The sequence below is a fragment of the Marinifilum fragile JCM 15579 genome (genome assembly GCF_001310955.1).
Taxonomy (GTDB): Bacteria; Bacteroidota; Bacteroidia; order Bacteroidales; family Marinifilaceae; genus Marinifilum; species Marinifilum fragile.
On sequence record NZ_BAZX01000022.1, the window covers coordinates 20,805 to 36,124 of the forward strand.

The window sequence follows — 15,320 nt, forward strand, 5'->3', positions numbered from 1 at the left end:
GATGGTGAATGTTGGAATTATAGGTGGTGCAGGATATACTGCAGGAGAATTGCTACGCATATTAGTTTGGCACCCAACGGTAAATATTGCTTTTGTACAGAGTACGAGCCATGCCGGGCATCCAATTACAGATGTGCACAAGGATTTACTTGGTGATACAGATTTAATTTTTGGAGAGGCCTATTATTCAGCGGTAGATGCAATATTTATTTGTTCAGGGCATGGAAAAACCAAAGCTTTCCTAGGGCAGAATAACTTGCCGAATGATTTGTATATTATTGATTTAAGTACCGATTACAGACCTAAAAATAATGATGCTGGTTTTGTTTACGGATTACCGGAATTGAATAAGGAAAGCATTGAAACAGCTAGCAGAATTGCTAATCCAGGATGTTTTGCTACTTGCATTGAATTGGGATTACTTCCATTGGCAGAAGAAAAGCAATTAAGTGAAGAAATTCATGTAAATGCAATAACAGGATCGACTGGAGCAGGACAAAATCCAACAGTAACTTCTCATTTTAGCTGGAAGAATAACAATGTAGCGGTTTACAAAGCCTTTACGCATCAGCATCTGGCGGAAATTACTGAATCTGTACATCAGCTGCAGCCTGATTACTCAAAAGCCATCAACTTTATTCCGGTAAGAGGGAATTTTAGCAGGGGAATCATGGCGACCATTTATACGGATTGTGAGTGGAGCCTAGAAGAAGCGAAAGAGAAATATCAATCTTATTATTCAGAACATCCTTTTGTTACCATATCGAATGTTGTTCCTGATGTAAAACAAGTAGTTAACACCAATAAATGCGTGTTATACATTGAGAAGCATGGAAACAAATTAATGATTGTTTCGGTAATTGATAATCTACTAAAAGGAGCATCAGGGCAGGCTGTTCAGAATATGAACATCATGTTTGGATTGAATGAAAAAGAAGGCTTAGGCTTAAAACCCGTAGGTTTTTAAAAGGAGGAAAGAAAAATGAAATTATTCGACGTATATAGTTGTTACGATATAAATCTTGTTAACGGAAAGGGCATGAAACTTTCTGATGACAAAGGAAATCAATACATGGATTTTTATGGTGGACATGGAGTGATCTCTATTGGTCATTCTCATCCACATTACATGTTTAGAATTGAAAACCAACTGCATTGTTTAGGATTCTATTCAAATGCAGTAAAGAATGAATTACAAGAAAAACTGGCCTGTAAATTGGGCCAGCTTAGCGGATATGATGATTACAACCTGTTCTTATGCAACTCGGGAGCAGAAGCCAATGAGAATGCATTGAAAATAGCATCATTCCACAATCAGAAATCAAAGATAATCTCGATTAAAGGAGCATTTCATGGTAGAACTGGGGGAGCTCTTTCGGTTACCGACAATCCAAAATTATCATCTGAATTCAATGCAAAGCACAATGTGGTTTTTGTTGAAATGAATGATACGGAGAGCCTGGTAAAAGAGCTTGAAAAAGGTGATGTTTCAGCGGTGATCATAGAAGGAATTCAAGGTGTTAATGGTGTTTTTGAACCAAGTGTCGATTTCTTGAAAGCAACAAAATCAGCATGCGAACAGAATGGTGCGCTCTTGATTTTGGATGAGATTCAATCAGGATTTGGAAGAAGCGGAAAGTTCTTTGCCCACCAGTATTCAGGTGTAAAACCAGACATCATTACCACAGCAAAAGGGATGGGAAATGGTTTTCCAATTGCAGGAGTTCTGATAGCTCCGGAAATCAAGGCATGGAAAGGAATGTTGGGAACTACCTTCGGAGGAAATCACCTGGCTTGTGCAGCTGCAACAGCCGTACTGGAAGCTATTGAAGAAGAAAAACTATTGGATAATTCTGTTGAGATAGGGAATTATTTAATGGAAAACTTAAAAGAGAATAAAGCAATTAAAGCAATAAGGGGGAAAGGCTTAATGATTGGTATCGACATAGCAAACATGTCGGAAATTAGAACGAAGCTCCTAAAAGAACATGGAATATTTACCGGTTCTTCAGGACAGAACACACTTCGTTTGTTGCCACCACTTTCGATTACAAAGAAAGAGGCAGACCAATTCATTAAAGCGTTTAATTGTGTTTTAGCAAGCACTTGTGCGGCTTAACGCAAAGTAGTAAAACCCAAATTGTAAAGAGAAATGAGCGAACTAACTGTAGTAAAAATTGGAGGAAACGTAATTGATGATCCAGATAAGTTGAATGACTTTCTGGATGCATTTTCAAACTTGAGTGGCAAAGTGGTTTTGGTACATGGAGGAGGAAAGCTGGCATCGGATCTTTCAGGAGAACTTGGAGTGAAAACCAAAATGGTGAATGGCAGAAGAATTACTGATGCTGAAAACCTAAAGCTGGTTACCATGGTGTATGCTGGATTGGTGAACAAGAATATTGTAGCATCACTTCAGGCCAGAGGCGTAAATGCAATGGGAATGTGCGGAGCCGATCAGGATTTAATTCTGGCAGAAAAGCGTAATCATCCAACAATTGACTTTGGCTTTGTAGGTGATATCACGAAGGTGAATACACTGGCTTTGTGCAAACAGATTGAGTGCAACTCTACTTTGGTTATTGCGCCAATTACTCACGATGGCAAAGGGCAATTGCTAAATACAAACGCCGATACCATTGCAACCGAAGTTGCTGCTGCTTTAAGCCGTTTCTACAAGGTGAAGTTAGTATATAGTTTCGAAAAATTAGGAGTTTTAATGGATGCCGATGATGACAGCAGTGTAATGCCTGTTTTAAATGCAGAACAGTGTGCACAAATGGTAAAAGATGGCAGCATTAATACTGGAATGATGCCAAAAACAGAAAATGCTTTTTACGCACTTAAACAAGGTGTTGAAGAGGTAATCATTGGCAATTTTGTTTCGATGGCGAACAATCATTCATCAGGAACTCAGATTATTCAATAGAAGAAAAATGAATTTAGATAAATACACAGATATCGCCCTAAATACACTAAAAGAACTGATTTCGATCCAATCCTTTAGCAAAGAGGAAAATCTTGTTGCTGATGTGATGAATAAGAAGTTATCAGCCTTTGGATATAAAGTGTATAGAAAAGGGAATAATGTTTGGGTATTCAATAAGAATTTTAATGAAGGCAAACCTGTTTTGCTAATGAATTCTCATTTGGATACCGTAAAACCAAACGAAAAGTGGACCAAAGATCCTTACAATCCTGAAGTGGTAGATGGAAAACTTTACGGATTGGGAAGTAATGATGCAGGAGGTTGTTTGGTATCACTAATGGCAACTTTCCTGGCGCTGGATGAAACCGATCAGGAATACAACCGAGTGTTTTGTGCTTCAGCAGAAGAGGAAATATCGGGTAAGAATGGTTTTGAGTTGGTTCAGGATGAAATTGGAAGAATTGATGTTGGTATCGTTGGAGAGCCAACCCTAATGGAGATGGCCATTGCTGAGAAAGGACTAATGGTGCTTGATTGTGAAGCCATAGGAGTTCCTGGACATGCTGCCAGAAACGAAGGTGTTAATGCCATAAGTCTTGCCATGAAAGATATTGAGTGGTTTCACACTTTCCAATTCGAGAATGAATCAGAAATGCTTGGGCCGGTTAAAATGACTGTTACGCAGATTAATGCAGGAAAACAACACAATGTAATTCCAGCATCATGTACCTATGTTGTAGATGTTAGAACCAACGAGCATTACTCAAACGAGAAAGCTTTTGAGATCATTAAAGCAAATGTTGAAAGTGATGTAAAAGCAAGATCATTTAGAATGAATTCATCAGGTATTCCTTTGGAACATCCTTTAATACAGGCTGGTTTAGAACAAGGAATGGGCTATTATGGATCCCCAACCACATCTGATCAGGCAATTATGAAAGGGTTTCCAAGCTTAAAATTGGGACCAGGTGATTCTGCAAGATCGCATACAGCGGATGAGTTTATCTATGTGAAAGAAATTGGGCAAGGCATCGAAAAATATTATAACTTGTTGAACGGATTAAAATTGACAACAAATAAATAACCTAAAATACTTAAATCACACAAATATGAAACTTTGGGACAAAGGCGTACAAGTAGATAAGAAAATAGAACAATTTACGGTTGGAATGGACCGTGAATTGGATCTGGAACTGGCTGCTTTTGATGTTCTTGGATCACTTGCGCACATTGAAATGCTACAGTCTATAGGTCTGTTGGAAAAGAAAGAATTAAAACTAATTCAGGAAGAACTAAGAAAAATATATTCATCCATAAAAAATGGAGCCTTTGTGATCGAAGAAGGAATTGAGGATGTTCACTCGCAGATTGAGTATTTGCTTACACAGGCTTTAGGAGATATTGGTAAGAAAATACACAGTGGAAGATCTAGAAACGACCAGGTTCTTTTGGACTTGAAACTGTTTACTCGAAACAAGCTAGAGGAGATCGTGCGTGAGGCAAGATTATTATTTGACTTGTTGATTGAGAAAAGCAATACTTATAAGGATGTTTTGATTCCAGGCTATACTCACTTGCAAGTGGCAATGCTTCATCGTTTGGTTTGTGGTTTGGATCCTATGCTGAGAGTTTAACGGACGACCTGTTGGTACTTCAATCAGCTTATAAGGTAGTAAATCAAAATCCATTGGGATCAGGAGCAGGATATGGTTCATCTTTCCCTCTAAATCGTCAAATGACAACTGATTTGCTAGGTTTTGATAACCTAAGCTACAATGTGGTTTATGCACAAATGGGACGTGGAAAGATGGAGTTTACAGTTCTTTCTGCACTTGCCAATATGGCCATGACCATTGCTAAGCTGGCTATGGATGCATGTTTATACAATTCGCAGAACTTTAACTTCCTAAGTTTCCCTGATGAGTTGACAACAGGTAGTAGTATCATGCCGCACAAGAAAAATCCGGATGTTTTTGAGGTAATTAGAGCACATGCCAATGCATTGCAAATGCTTCCTGCGCAAATTCAGGCAGTAACTTCAAATCTACCTTCGGGATATCACAGGGATTATCAGTTGACCAAGGAATTCTTTATGCCATCATTCGATAAGATGCTTTCATGTCTGGAAATGACCAGAATCATGTTATCAGAAGTGAAAATTAACAAAGAAGTATTGAATGATGAGCGTTATCAATATCTGTTTACCGTTGAAGAAGTAAACAAGATGGTTGTAGACGGAATCCCTTTCCGTGATGCTTACAAGAAGGTTGGACAATTGGTAGAGGCAGGAGAGTTCAAGCACGAGGGCGAAATTAATCACGTTCACGAAGGAAGTCTTGGGAATTTATGCAATGATAGAATCGTATGCAAGATGAATGAAACATTTGTAGCATTCAACTTCCACAAGACCAAAGAGGCTTATATGAACTTACTAAATAGAATATAAGAACGGTCGATACGGCACATTTAACTATTAATCGAATTTAATAACCATTTTATAGAACTTTTATGTCACAACAGACAAAAGCAAAGCTAATTTTACAAGATGGATCAGAGTACGTCGGTACATCTTTTGGGTATGAGGGCTCCGTGGCAGGAGAGATGGTGTTTAACACAGCAATGACCGGTTATCCGGAAAGTTTGACTGACCCTTCGTATAAAGGGCAGATTTTGGTGAGTACCTTCCTTTGATTGGGAACTACGGTGTTCCGGGAACATTGCAAGAGGATGAGCTGTTCCGATTTTATGAATCAGAAAAGATTCAAGTATCGGCATTTATTGTATCAGATTACACAGAAGAGTTTAGTCACTGGAATGCAAGCCTAAGCCTTGCAGATTGGATGAAAGAGCACAAAATTCCAGGTGTTTATGGGGTAGATACACGTGCATTGACCAAAAAACTTCGTGAACAGGGAAGTATGCTGGCTAAGATTGTTTTTGAAGAGAATGAACCTGAATGGAAAGATCCTAACCTTGAGAACTTGGTTGCACAGGTTAGCACACCAGAGAAGAAAGTTTATGGCGAAGGAAAGCACAAGGTACTATTGTTGGATTGCGGAGTAAAGAACAACATCATCAGATGTCTTTTAAAGCGCGATACAACAGTGATTCGAGTTCCACACGACTATGACTTCACTCAGGAAGAATACGACGGATTATTCATCTCTAATGGTCCTGGTGATCCGAAGCAAAATACAGCTGCCATTGCTAACCTAAAGAAAGCTTTTGAGCAGGATACACCAATCATGGGAATTTGTCTGGGAACACAGTTGATGGCATTGGCTGCCGGAGCTGATACTTATAAACTAAAATACGGACATAGAAGTCACAATCAGCCAGTAGTTTTGGAAGGAACCAAGCGTTGTTTCATTACCTCTCAGAACCATGGTTATGCAATCAACAATGATACTTTACCGAAAGAGTGGAAGCCATTATTCGTTAATGCCAACGACAATACCTGTGAAGGAATCAAACATGTGAGCAAACCATTTTTCGCTTCTCAGTTTCACCCTGAAGCATCTAGTGGTCCAACTGATACAGAATTCCTTTTTGATGATTTCATTGAAATGATGGAAAAGAATCAAGGATAAAGGAAAAAGTGTAAAGGAAAAAGGTAATTGATGAATTGCCACCAGCTTTAGCTAGTGGATAAAAGATGACAGAAATGATTAAAGATAAAATAAAGAAAGTACTCGTATTAGGTTCAGGAGCCCTGAAAATTGGTGAAGCTGGTGAATTTGACTATTCCGGATCGCAGGCATTAAAAGCCATGAAAGAGGAAGGTATTTACACCGTATTGATTAACCCGAATATCGCAACCGTACAAACTTCTAAGGGAGTTGCCGATCAAATTTATTTTTTGCCGGTTACTCCCTTTTTTGTAGAACAAGTAATCTTAAAGGAAAAGCCTGATGGTATCCTTCTAGCTTTTGGTGGACAAACTGCACTAAACTGCGGGGTTCAACTTTTCGAATCAGGAATTCTTGAAAAGTACAACCTTAAGGTATTGGGTACACCTATCGAAGCCATTATCAAAACCGAGGATAGAGAGATTTTTGCCAACGAATTGCGCAAGATCGATGTAAAAACACCTCAATCCTATGCTGTAGAATCGGTGCAAGGAGCATTGGATGCAGCAGAGAAATTAGGTTTCCCAATAATTGTGCGTGCAGCTTTTACTCTGGGAGGACAAGGTTCTGGTTTCTGTTCTAATATGGATGAGCTGAAAAAGCTTGCGGAGAATGCTTTATCATACTCGAACCAGATTTTGGTTGAAGAGTCGCTGAAAGGCTGGAAAGAGGTAGAATACGAGGTGGTACGTGATGCTTACGACAACTGTATTACGGTTTGTAATATGGAAAACTTCGACCCACTAGGAATCCATACCGGGGAAAGTATTGTAATTGCGCCATCGCAAACGCTAACCAACTCTGAATATCACAAGCTAAGAGCATTGGCGATAAAAATCATTCGTCACATGGGCGTTGTGGGAGAGTGTAACGTACAGTATGCTCTGGATCCTGAATCGGAAGATTACCGTGTGATCGAGGTGAATGCTCGTCTGTCAAGATCATCTGCACTGGCATCGAAAGCAACGGGTTATCCACTGGCATTTGTGGCTGCCAAGCTTGGTTTAGGTTACGCACTGCATGAATTAAAGAATGCGGTAACACAAACCACTACGGCATGTTTCGAGCCAGCGCTTGATTACGTAGTTTGTAAGATTCCTCGTTGGGATTTGAACAAGTTCGAAGGGGTAACCAAAGAGATTGGATCGAGTATGAAGTCGGTTGGTGAGGTAATGGCCATTGGTCGTAACTTCGAGGAAGCCATTCAGAAAGGTTTGCGTATGATTGGCCAGGGAATGCACGGATTTGTAGGGAATGTACACTCCAAGTTCGAAGATGTAGAGAAGGAGCTTACGCACCCAACGGATATGCGTATTTTCTCCATTGCACAGGCTTTCGAACAAGGCTACAGCATCGATCAGGTACACGACCTAACCAAGATCGACAAATGGTTCCTAAGCAAGTTGGAGCACATCACAAAAATTAAGTGGGATCTGCAAAAGCATAACAACTTACAGGCTTTACCTGATGAATTGCTTAAAGCAGCTAAAGTATATGGATTCTCGGATTTCCAGTTGGCAAGATTCGTTCTGAAGCCAGAAAATACCAATATGGAATCGGAATTATTGGCCGTAAGAAAGCATCGTAAAGAGAAAGGAATTGTTCCGGTTGTGAAGCAAATTGATACGCTTGCGGCGGAGTATCCTGCACAAACCAACTACATCTACCTTACTTATAGTGGCGATGAAAATGACATCGACTATGTTGCCGATAACAAATCAGTTATTGTGTTGGGATCGGGAGCTTATCGTATTGGTTCATCGGTAGAGTTCGACTGGTGTAGCGTAAATGCCCTGAATGCGGTAAACAAAGAAGGTTTGCGCTCGGTAATGATCAACTACAATCCGGAAACGGTAAGTACCGATTATGATGTTTGCGACAGACTGTACTTTGATGAGCTTTCGTTCGAAAGAGTGTTGGATATCATCGATTTGGAATCGCCTAGAGGTGTTATTGTATCGGTTGGTGGACAAATTCCACAGAACCTGGCAATGCGTCTACATAAAGCGGATGTGAATGTGTTGGGTACTTCTCCTGAATCAATTGACAGAGCAGAGAACCGTCAGACCTTCTCGGCTATGTTGGATGAACTGGGAGTGGATCAGCCAAGATGGAGCGAGTTGACCAGTATAGAAGCCATTCATGAGTTTATTGATGAAGTGGGGTTCCCTGTACTGATTCGTCCGAGTTACGTTCTTTCCGGAGCAGCTATGAACGTGGTATCGAACCGCGAGGAGTTGGAACACTTCCTTGATTTGGCTGCACAGGTTTCTAAGCAGTATCCGGTGGTTGTGAGTGAGTTTATCCAGGAAGCCAAAGAGATTGAGTTCGATGGTGTTGCCAAGAATGGTGAAATTGTGATTGATGCCATTTCTGAGCACGTTGAGTTTGCCGGAGTACACTCTGGTGATGCAACCTTGGTGTTCCCACCACAGAAATTGTACTTCGAAACCATACGCAGAATCAGAAAGATTGCGCGTAAGATTGCAAAATCATTGAACATTACAGGACCATTCAACATGCAGTTGTTGGCAAAAGACAACGACATTAAGGTAATAGAATGTAACCTTCGTGCCAGCCGTAGTTTCCCATTTGTATCGAAAGTAATGGACTATAATTTTGTGGAAACGGCAACTCAGGCCATGTTGGATGTTCCGATTCCAAACAATCTTCCATCCATGTTTGAGCTGGAACATATCGGTGTAAAAGCATCGCAATTCTCCTTTTCAAGACTGTCAAAAGCCGACCCTGTATTGGGTGTAGACATGTCTTCTACCGGTGAAGTAGGTTGTTTGGGCGCCGATTACTACGATGCAATATTAAAATCAATGATATCAGTTGGTTATCGCATACCGAAGAAGGCGGTGTTGATTAGTAGTGGTCCTATTCGCTCGAAGATTGAGCTACTGAAGAGCTCGAAGATGTTGGAAGAGCGTGGCTACAAGCTATACGGTACAAGAGGTACTGCAAAGTTTCTTCAGGAAAATGGGGTGACCGTTGAAGCCGTAGCTTGGCCAGATGAAAACGAAGAGAAAACAGCGGTAAGTTTGATTCGCGATCGCGAGGTAGATTTGGTGATCAACATACCAAAGAACTTAAGCAAGGATGAGTTGAACAACGATTACCAAATCAGACGTTCTGCCATCGACTTGAATGTACCTTTGGTAACCAATGCTCGTTTGGCATCAGCCTTCATCTATTCCATTTGCAAAAAGTCCGAAGCCGATCTTAAAATCGAAAGCTTTAGCGAGTATGTAGAGAAGAAGGATTTCTAGAAAAGATACTTTGATGCTTTCACTTCAGTGAGGGTATCAATGGTTACTTGCAATAAAAAACTGAGAGCATCACTTAAAGTGATACCCCGGAAAGTATATAAAATGCGAAACCTGTCAGGTATTATTCCTGGCAGGTTTTTTATTTACATCATTTCAGTTTTAATTATTGAAGTAAAACTGGATAAATATTAGAAGAGGCTGATTAATCTCTTAAATATGTCATGAAAGATCGGTATGAACAATGTTAATTAAATATCTGATTGTTAAACGTGGAATAAAGCAATAATACGATTCTAAAACAAAACTCATTTACCAATTGAGAGTTAAGGATCCGTTAATGAAAATACCAATAAATAGTGATTGTACAGCATGAATTGTGAGTATAGTTTTGCGTGGTAAATTGTTGAAGACATAGGCATGTTATGATCTTCTTAAAATTACTATAACTAAATTCTTATAAATGAAAAAAGTACAATTATGTATCTTATTGATACTATTACAAGTAGGTTTGTATGCCCAATGCAAATTAAGTGGAAAAATAACTGATCAGAATAAAATGAGTTTACCAGGAGCTAGTATTTGGATTCAGCAATTGAATAAAGGTACTACCTCTGATTATCAAGGAAATTATTCAATCGAGAACATCCCGGAAGGAAAGTGGAATATAAAAGTAAGCATGGTAGGATATCAAACTGAAGAACGACAAGTTGAGTTTGTGAAAAACAGTGACTTACAGTTAGATATTGTGTTGAATGATTCAAATGAATTACTTGGAGAAGTTGTGGTTTCTTCGAGTAGGTATCCTGAACGATTGTCAGAAATACCAACTTCAATTAGTGTAGTTAATAACCAACAGCTAGAACACTTCAAACAATCGAGTTCTAATATTAATGAGATATTAGAATTTACAGTTCCAGGTTTGGCTCCAAATACAGGAACCTTTTCAAACTGGGGACAAACTTTACGAGGAAGAAAACTATTGGTGATGGTTGATGGGATTGCACAATCAACACCACTAAGAAGCGGACAAGTTGGATTAAAATCGATAAGCCCGAATGACATAGAACGAATTGAAGTAATAAAAGGAGCAACATCGATATATGGAAATGGCGGTGACGGTGGATTTGTAAACTACATTACAAAGAAAAATCAGTCCGATAAAGTAATTACAGGAAATACCAAAGTTTGGGGCACATCAGGATTGTCGAAAACATCAGATGCACAAGGCTATGGGGTATACCAAATGTTAAAAGGCAATTACAAAAAAATATCATACTATGCTAGTGGTAGTTACGAGAAAACAGGCAATAAGTATGATGCCGATGGTACAGCTCTACTTCCAACCTATGGATTAGATAATACTAAAATTACAAGCGTGTTGGGAAAACTGTCATATCAGATTACCGATAACCAATCCATAAGTTTTAGTGGAAACCACTATAAATCTCGTCAGGATTCTCCTTTTGCTCCGGTTAATGCAGAATTGACTGTTTTAAACGAAGAGGGAGATTACATTTTGAAGCATGGCTATGGAGAGAAGAATGATCAACCGATTCTCAATAAACCAGGAGGAGCAACCAACAGCAACTTACGATTAAGTTACGAGTCTAATAACCTATTAAGTGGTACTACAAATTTCAACGCCGATGTGTATTACCAAAAAGCAAAGAATATTTTCTTTTATTCAGAAAACTTTGAAGGTGGAGGACAATCAGTAATTAATTCGGAAAAGTATGGTTTTAGACCAAATTTCAATACAAAGTTGCAAATTACAGATGCATTAAGCACATCTATAACCTATGGGGTTGACATGTTAAAAGACAAAACCAACCAAGGATTGCTTGATGGTCGTTTATGGGTTCCAAACTTAAATTTACTTAGCATGGCTCCTTATCTACAAGCAAGCCTAAAAGTAAATCAGTCATGGAATTTTAAGGCCGGATTTAGATATGATAAAATGAAATTAAAAATTGAAGATTACACAACATTGCCTTATGACGCAAAAGGGAATGGTAATTTTACTGATCCAATTGATGTTAAAGGTGCCGATTTGAAATTTAACAACAGTTCTTTTAATTTGGGAATTCGATATATCAAAAACAACGAGTTTATTCCTTACATAAGTTATTCACAAGGTTTTTCTTTACCAGATTTAGGCCGTACATTAAGAGGAGCTCTTACATCAGATGTTAACGATATTGATTTAAAAGCTGTTGTAACAAACAACTACGAGTTTGGTTTCTTGTCGATATTCGACCATGTGCGATTCGAAGCAGTAGGATATTATAGTACTTCCAACTTTGGAACCGGACTTAACTTTAACGATGAAACAAATCGATTCGAGATTTCTTCTTCTCCACAAAAAATATATGGTTTAGAGGCTATTATCGATTTTAATTTCTTTAACAATACTTTGTTGTTTGGATCTTCGTATTCGTATGTAGAGGGATTAAAACATCCTAAAGACAATAAAAACGATTTAACTTACATTGGGGGAGACGTAATTGCACCACCTAAACTAACTGCATATGTAACAGTTAAACCATTTAAAAAATTCTCTACATCAATTCGTATGGTGCGTGTAAATGACAGAGATCGTTTTAAACCTGTTAGTGATGGTAATGGCGGTTGGAAATACAACTATCGCGAAGCTCCGGTAAAAGGATATACATTGATCAATTTTACCAGTTCGTATGATATAAAGAAGAATCTTAGCTTGTCATTAGCAGTTAACAATTTGCTAAACGAGAAGTATTTACCTGCCGTGCTCAATGGCTGCGCCACTAGGAGGTCAAAGTCCTGCAGGTGAAGGTGCAAATACTAAAGTAAGCATATCATACAAATTTTAATATTTAAATACTCAACGGTAATCTCATCGCTTTTACCGTAGAATTCTAGTTCTCAACGATTTTTCTTTAGGGAAGATATCCTAATTGTTTTATTAGGGTGAAAATCTTCCTCGAAGACTAATCGTTGAGTCCTTTTAATCGCATTACCAATATATCCTTAAAATGATCAGAAATTTTGCACATATAGCTCATTCAGTAATAGGCTTGGTCACAGGTATAGTAGTGTTTATTGTTTGCATAACAGGATGCCTTTATGTATTTAAGAAAGAGATAAGTGAATTGTCAAAGCCAGCAAAACTTGATGTGATGAAGGGTGACAAAAAACTTGCACTTTCAACATTGGTAGAAAATTACACTCAGCAATCCAATGCAAGCATAACACGAATATACGACTATAAAGATCCTCAAAAACCTTTACGCTTCCGAAGCAGAAAAAATGGCGATATTTACCATGGTAGCCTTGATCCTTATACCGGAAAAATTATAACTGAATACAAATACAGTAGTAGTTTTTGGGGAATCGTTGTTGGGCTGCACCGTCACTTATTACTTCCCAAGCCAATAGGCAAAAAAATAATAGGATATTCGGTTGTGCTGTTTGTTATATCCTTAATTACCGGTTTTATTCGATGGCTACCTCCTAAGCTAAGTTTACTTAGAAATGCTGACTTGCGTAAGTTTAAATTCTCTCTTAAAGGCAATCCTAAAACCTTTCGACTGCATAGTAATTTAGGAGCATATCTTGTTTTGCCTCTTTTAATTAGTTGCTTATCAGGCTTAATTTGGTCTTTTCCCAATTATCAGCAAAGCATTTTATATTTGGCAAATTTGGGAACAAAAACCGAAAGTAAAACCATTACAATTGATTCAACCCAGTTTAACTACAAAAGTCTTGATGGTATTCAGGATACGATACAAAGCTTAAACCCCGAAAAGATTAAATTGAATATTTATCTTTTCCCCACCAATTCTACATCTGCACTACGAATTCTATCTTGTCAGGATGATGATCAGTTTTCCTATTCGAACAATTTTTATGCGCATCCCAACACAGGAGACTTGCTAATGGTGCAATACGATTGGCAGAAGAATAGGGGTGAAAAACTTAGAAGCTCCATGTATGATATCCATACCGGAAGTATTTTAGGACTGTGGGGAAAAACATTGCTATTTGTTATTAGTTTACTTGCTGCTACACTACCGATTACTGGCTACTTACTTTACAAGAAAAGGAGAAGCTAATAAATCGAATGCTTTAGCGATTACTCAGAGCAAAAGCAGGATTAGTAGGAGAGATGCTTTGATGCTCTCAATCTATAGGGTACCAATGGTTATTGGAAATTATCACTGAGGGCATTACTATAAGTAATATCCTCAGAAAGTATATAAAATGCGAAACCTGTCAGGAGCTATTCTTGACAGGTTTTTTTATAACCTGACAGCATCGAAGATCTGTCAGCCTTGGGAAATAGCAATTCAAAACGCTGCCAGGTCTACCGAATCTGACAGGTTTAATCATGATTAAAGCAAGCTCTTCTGTGAGTAGTGCCTCTTAGTAGGCTAATGCTGGCTGTCGTCCCTAGCTACTTGTTGCTATCTTATTATAAGGGAGCTTACCGTATCAAATACTTCATGCCAATCGTTTCAAGCCTTGCAACGTTTCGTTTCATAGCCTTGATTCGTACCGTATCATAAGCTTGATACGATCCGTTTCATACACTTGATTCGCACCGTATCATAGGCTTGATACAGTTCGTTTCAAGTACTTGATACGCTAACAAGCAGTAGCCGTAGTTTATAAAATACTAATGGCTTTGTAGAATCGACCATGTCTAATGCTATTGTACCGAGGAGGGAGGCATCGTACTTCAAGTACATAACAGCCATTTTCAATATCTAAAGGAACCTGAAACATTTGATAACTCTTGGTGCTTTTAAGGCTTAATTCCATTCGGTACTCTTTTTGACTTTCTTCATTCACCAGAAATATGCCTTGCCGCTTATCTTGTTTGTCGTATTTAAGGCTTTTGCCTTTTAGCTCAAGTATCGATCCAGGCTCAAATTGATACTTCGAAGCAGGTGAACTTAAACTGTTAACAGAGTGAATCTGTATCAAAGTGCTTGGAGGAACAATTTTGAATAGCTCACTTTCTTTGGCTACTCTTTTTAAAAATGTTCCTTCCGATATACGATAATGAAGTTGATGTCTTTTGTTATCGAATTTATCCTGCTTTCCTTCGAAAGTGCCAGTTAAACTAGGTTGGATATTAATGAGAGGAGTGTTTATGGCTATTCCTTTCTTTAGAGCTTCCTCAATTACCTCCTCAAATCGCTTCATAACACTTTCAACCATGTATTCAGGAATTTTATTTCCTTTTGCTGTCACAGAGAGAAATAATCTCTTTGATATCCAATTTTTCCATTAAAGCAGCTTTGCCAATGTACTTCTGTTTTCCCTTTTGAAAAGGATTTTCTTGTAGGTAGTAAGGAATCATGCTTTAAGTATTTAATTACATGAAGTTAAAATTAAGATATAATAATTTTATTACAAAGATAAAATTACTTAATATGTTATATATTATAAATGGTTTATACTATAATAAGACTTCACCGCCATTTTTCGTCGATGAACAACAAA

The 15,320-nt window shown here is 38.3% G+C and carries 8 protein-coding genes and 2 pseudogenes; 9 read left to right on the top strand and 1 reads right to left on the bottom strand.

Going from position 1 to position 15,320, the window contains the following annotated elements; translation table 11 throughout:
• The first annotated feature begins 1 nt into the window (after position 1).
• The 9 genes and pseudogenes from argC to JCM15579_RS14645 all read left to right on the top strand — a co-directional run bounded on the left by argC (position 2) and on the right by JCM15579_RS14645 (position 13,924).
• Positions 2 to 967 (top strand): N-acetyl-gamma-glutamyl-phosphate reductase, encoded by a 966-nt coding sequence (gene argC / locus JCM15579_RS14605; protein WP_054721183.1) that lies wholly within the window; start codon positions 2 to 4, stop codon positions 965 to 967.
• Between the two features lie 15 nt (positions 968 to 982).
• Positions 983 to 2,119: an aspartate aminotransferase family protein gene (locus tag JCM15579_RS14610; RefSeq protein WP_054721184.1), complete on the top strand. Its 1,137-nt coding sequence runs from the start codon at positions 983 to 985 to the stop codon at positions 2,117 to 2,119.
• A gap of 33 nt (positions 2,120 to 2,152) precedes the next feature.
• The gene (gene argB / locus JCM15579_RS14615; RefSeq protein WP_054721185.1) at positions 2,153 to 2,929 is read left to right on the top strand and encodes an acetylglutamate kinase; all 777 of its coding nucleotides are present in this window, start codon (positions 2,153 to 2,155) and stop codon (positions 2,927 to 2,929) included.
• A 7-nt stretch (positions 2,930 to 2,936) separates the two neighbouring features.
• Positions 2,937 to 4,013, top strand: coding sequence for a M20 family metallo-hydrolase (locus JCM15579_RS14620; protein ID WP_054721186.1), 1,077 nt, complete (start codon positions 2,937 to 2,939; stop codon positions 4,011 to 4,013).
• 85 nt (positions 4,014 to 4,098) lie between these two features.
• Positions 4,099 to 5,375 (top strand): annotated as a pseudogene (gene argH, locus JCM15579_RS14625) (argininosuccinate lyase).
• Between the two features lie 62 nt (positions 5,376 to 5,437).
• A pseudogene (gene carA, locus JCM15579_RS14630) lies at positions 5,438 to 6,519 on the top strand (glutamine-hydrolyzing carbamoyl-phosphate synthase small subunit).
• Positions 6,520 to 6,593: 74 nt separating this feature from the next.
• Positions 6,594 to 9,833 carry a carbamoyl-phosphate synthase (glutamine-hydrolyzing) large subunit gene (carB, locus tag JCM15579_RS14635; protein WP_245625923.1) on the top strand — a complete coding sequence of 1,080 codons (3,240 nt, stop codon included), beginning with the start codon at positions 6,594 to 6,596 and terminating at the stop codon, positions 9,831 to 9,833.
• Positions 9,834 to 10,293: 460 nt separating this feature from the next.
• Positions 10,294 to 12,642, top strand: coding sequence for a TonB-dependent receptor (locus JCM15579_RS14640; RefSeq protein WP_218186190.1), 2,349 nt, complete (start codon positions 10,294 to 10,296; stop codon positions 12,640 to 12,642).
• A 202-nt stretch (positions 12,643 to 12,844) separates the two neighbouring features.
• Positions 12,845 to 13,924, top strand: coding sequence for a PepSY-associated TM helix domain-containing protein (locus JCM15579_RS14645; protein WP_054721187.1), 1,080 nt, complete (start codon positions 12,845 to 12,847; stop codon positions 13,922 to 13,924).
• 553 nt (positions 13,925 to 14,477) lie between these two features.
• Here JCM15579_RS14645 and JCM15579_RS14650 read toward each other — a convergent pair.
• On the bottom strand, positions 14,478 to 15,068 hold the full coding sequence (locus JCM15579_RS14650; protein WP_054721188.1) for a DNA-binding domain-containing protein: 591 nt from the start codon (positions 15,066 to 15,068) through the stop codon (positions 14,478 to 14,480).
• Between the last annotated feature and the right edge of the window lie 252 nt (positions 15,069 to 15,320).

Bases quoted from the DNA above. Each gene is read 5' to 3' on its own strand.
- argC (WP_054721183.1), top strand. From the start codon at position 2: ATGGTGAATGTTGGAATTATAGGTGGTGCAGGATATACTGCAGGAGAA.
- JCM15579_RS14610 (WP_054721184.1), top strand. From the start codon at position 983: ATGAAATTATTCGACGTATATAGTTGTTACGATATAAATCTTGTTAAC.
- argB (WP_054721185.1), top strand. From the start codon at position 2,153: ATGAGCGAACTAACTGTAGTAAAAATTGGAGGAAACGTAATTGATGAT.
- JCM15579_RS14620 (WP_054721186.1), top strand. From the start codon at position 2,937: ATGAATTTAGATAAATACACAGATATCGCCCTAAATACACTAAAAGAA.
- carB (WP_245625923.1), top strand. From the start codon at position 6,594: ATGATTAAAGATAAAATAAAGAAAGTACTCGTATTAGGTTCAGGAGCC.
- JCM15579_RS14640 (WP_218186190.1), top strand. From the start codon at position 10,294: ATGAAAAAAGTACAATTATGTATCTTATTGATACTATTACAAGTAGGT.
- JCM15579_RS14645 (WP_054721187.1), top strand. From the start codon at position 12,845: ATGATCAGAAATTTTGCACATATAGCTCATTCAGTAATAGGCTTGGTC.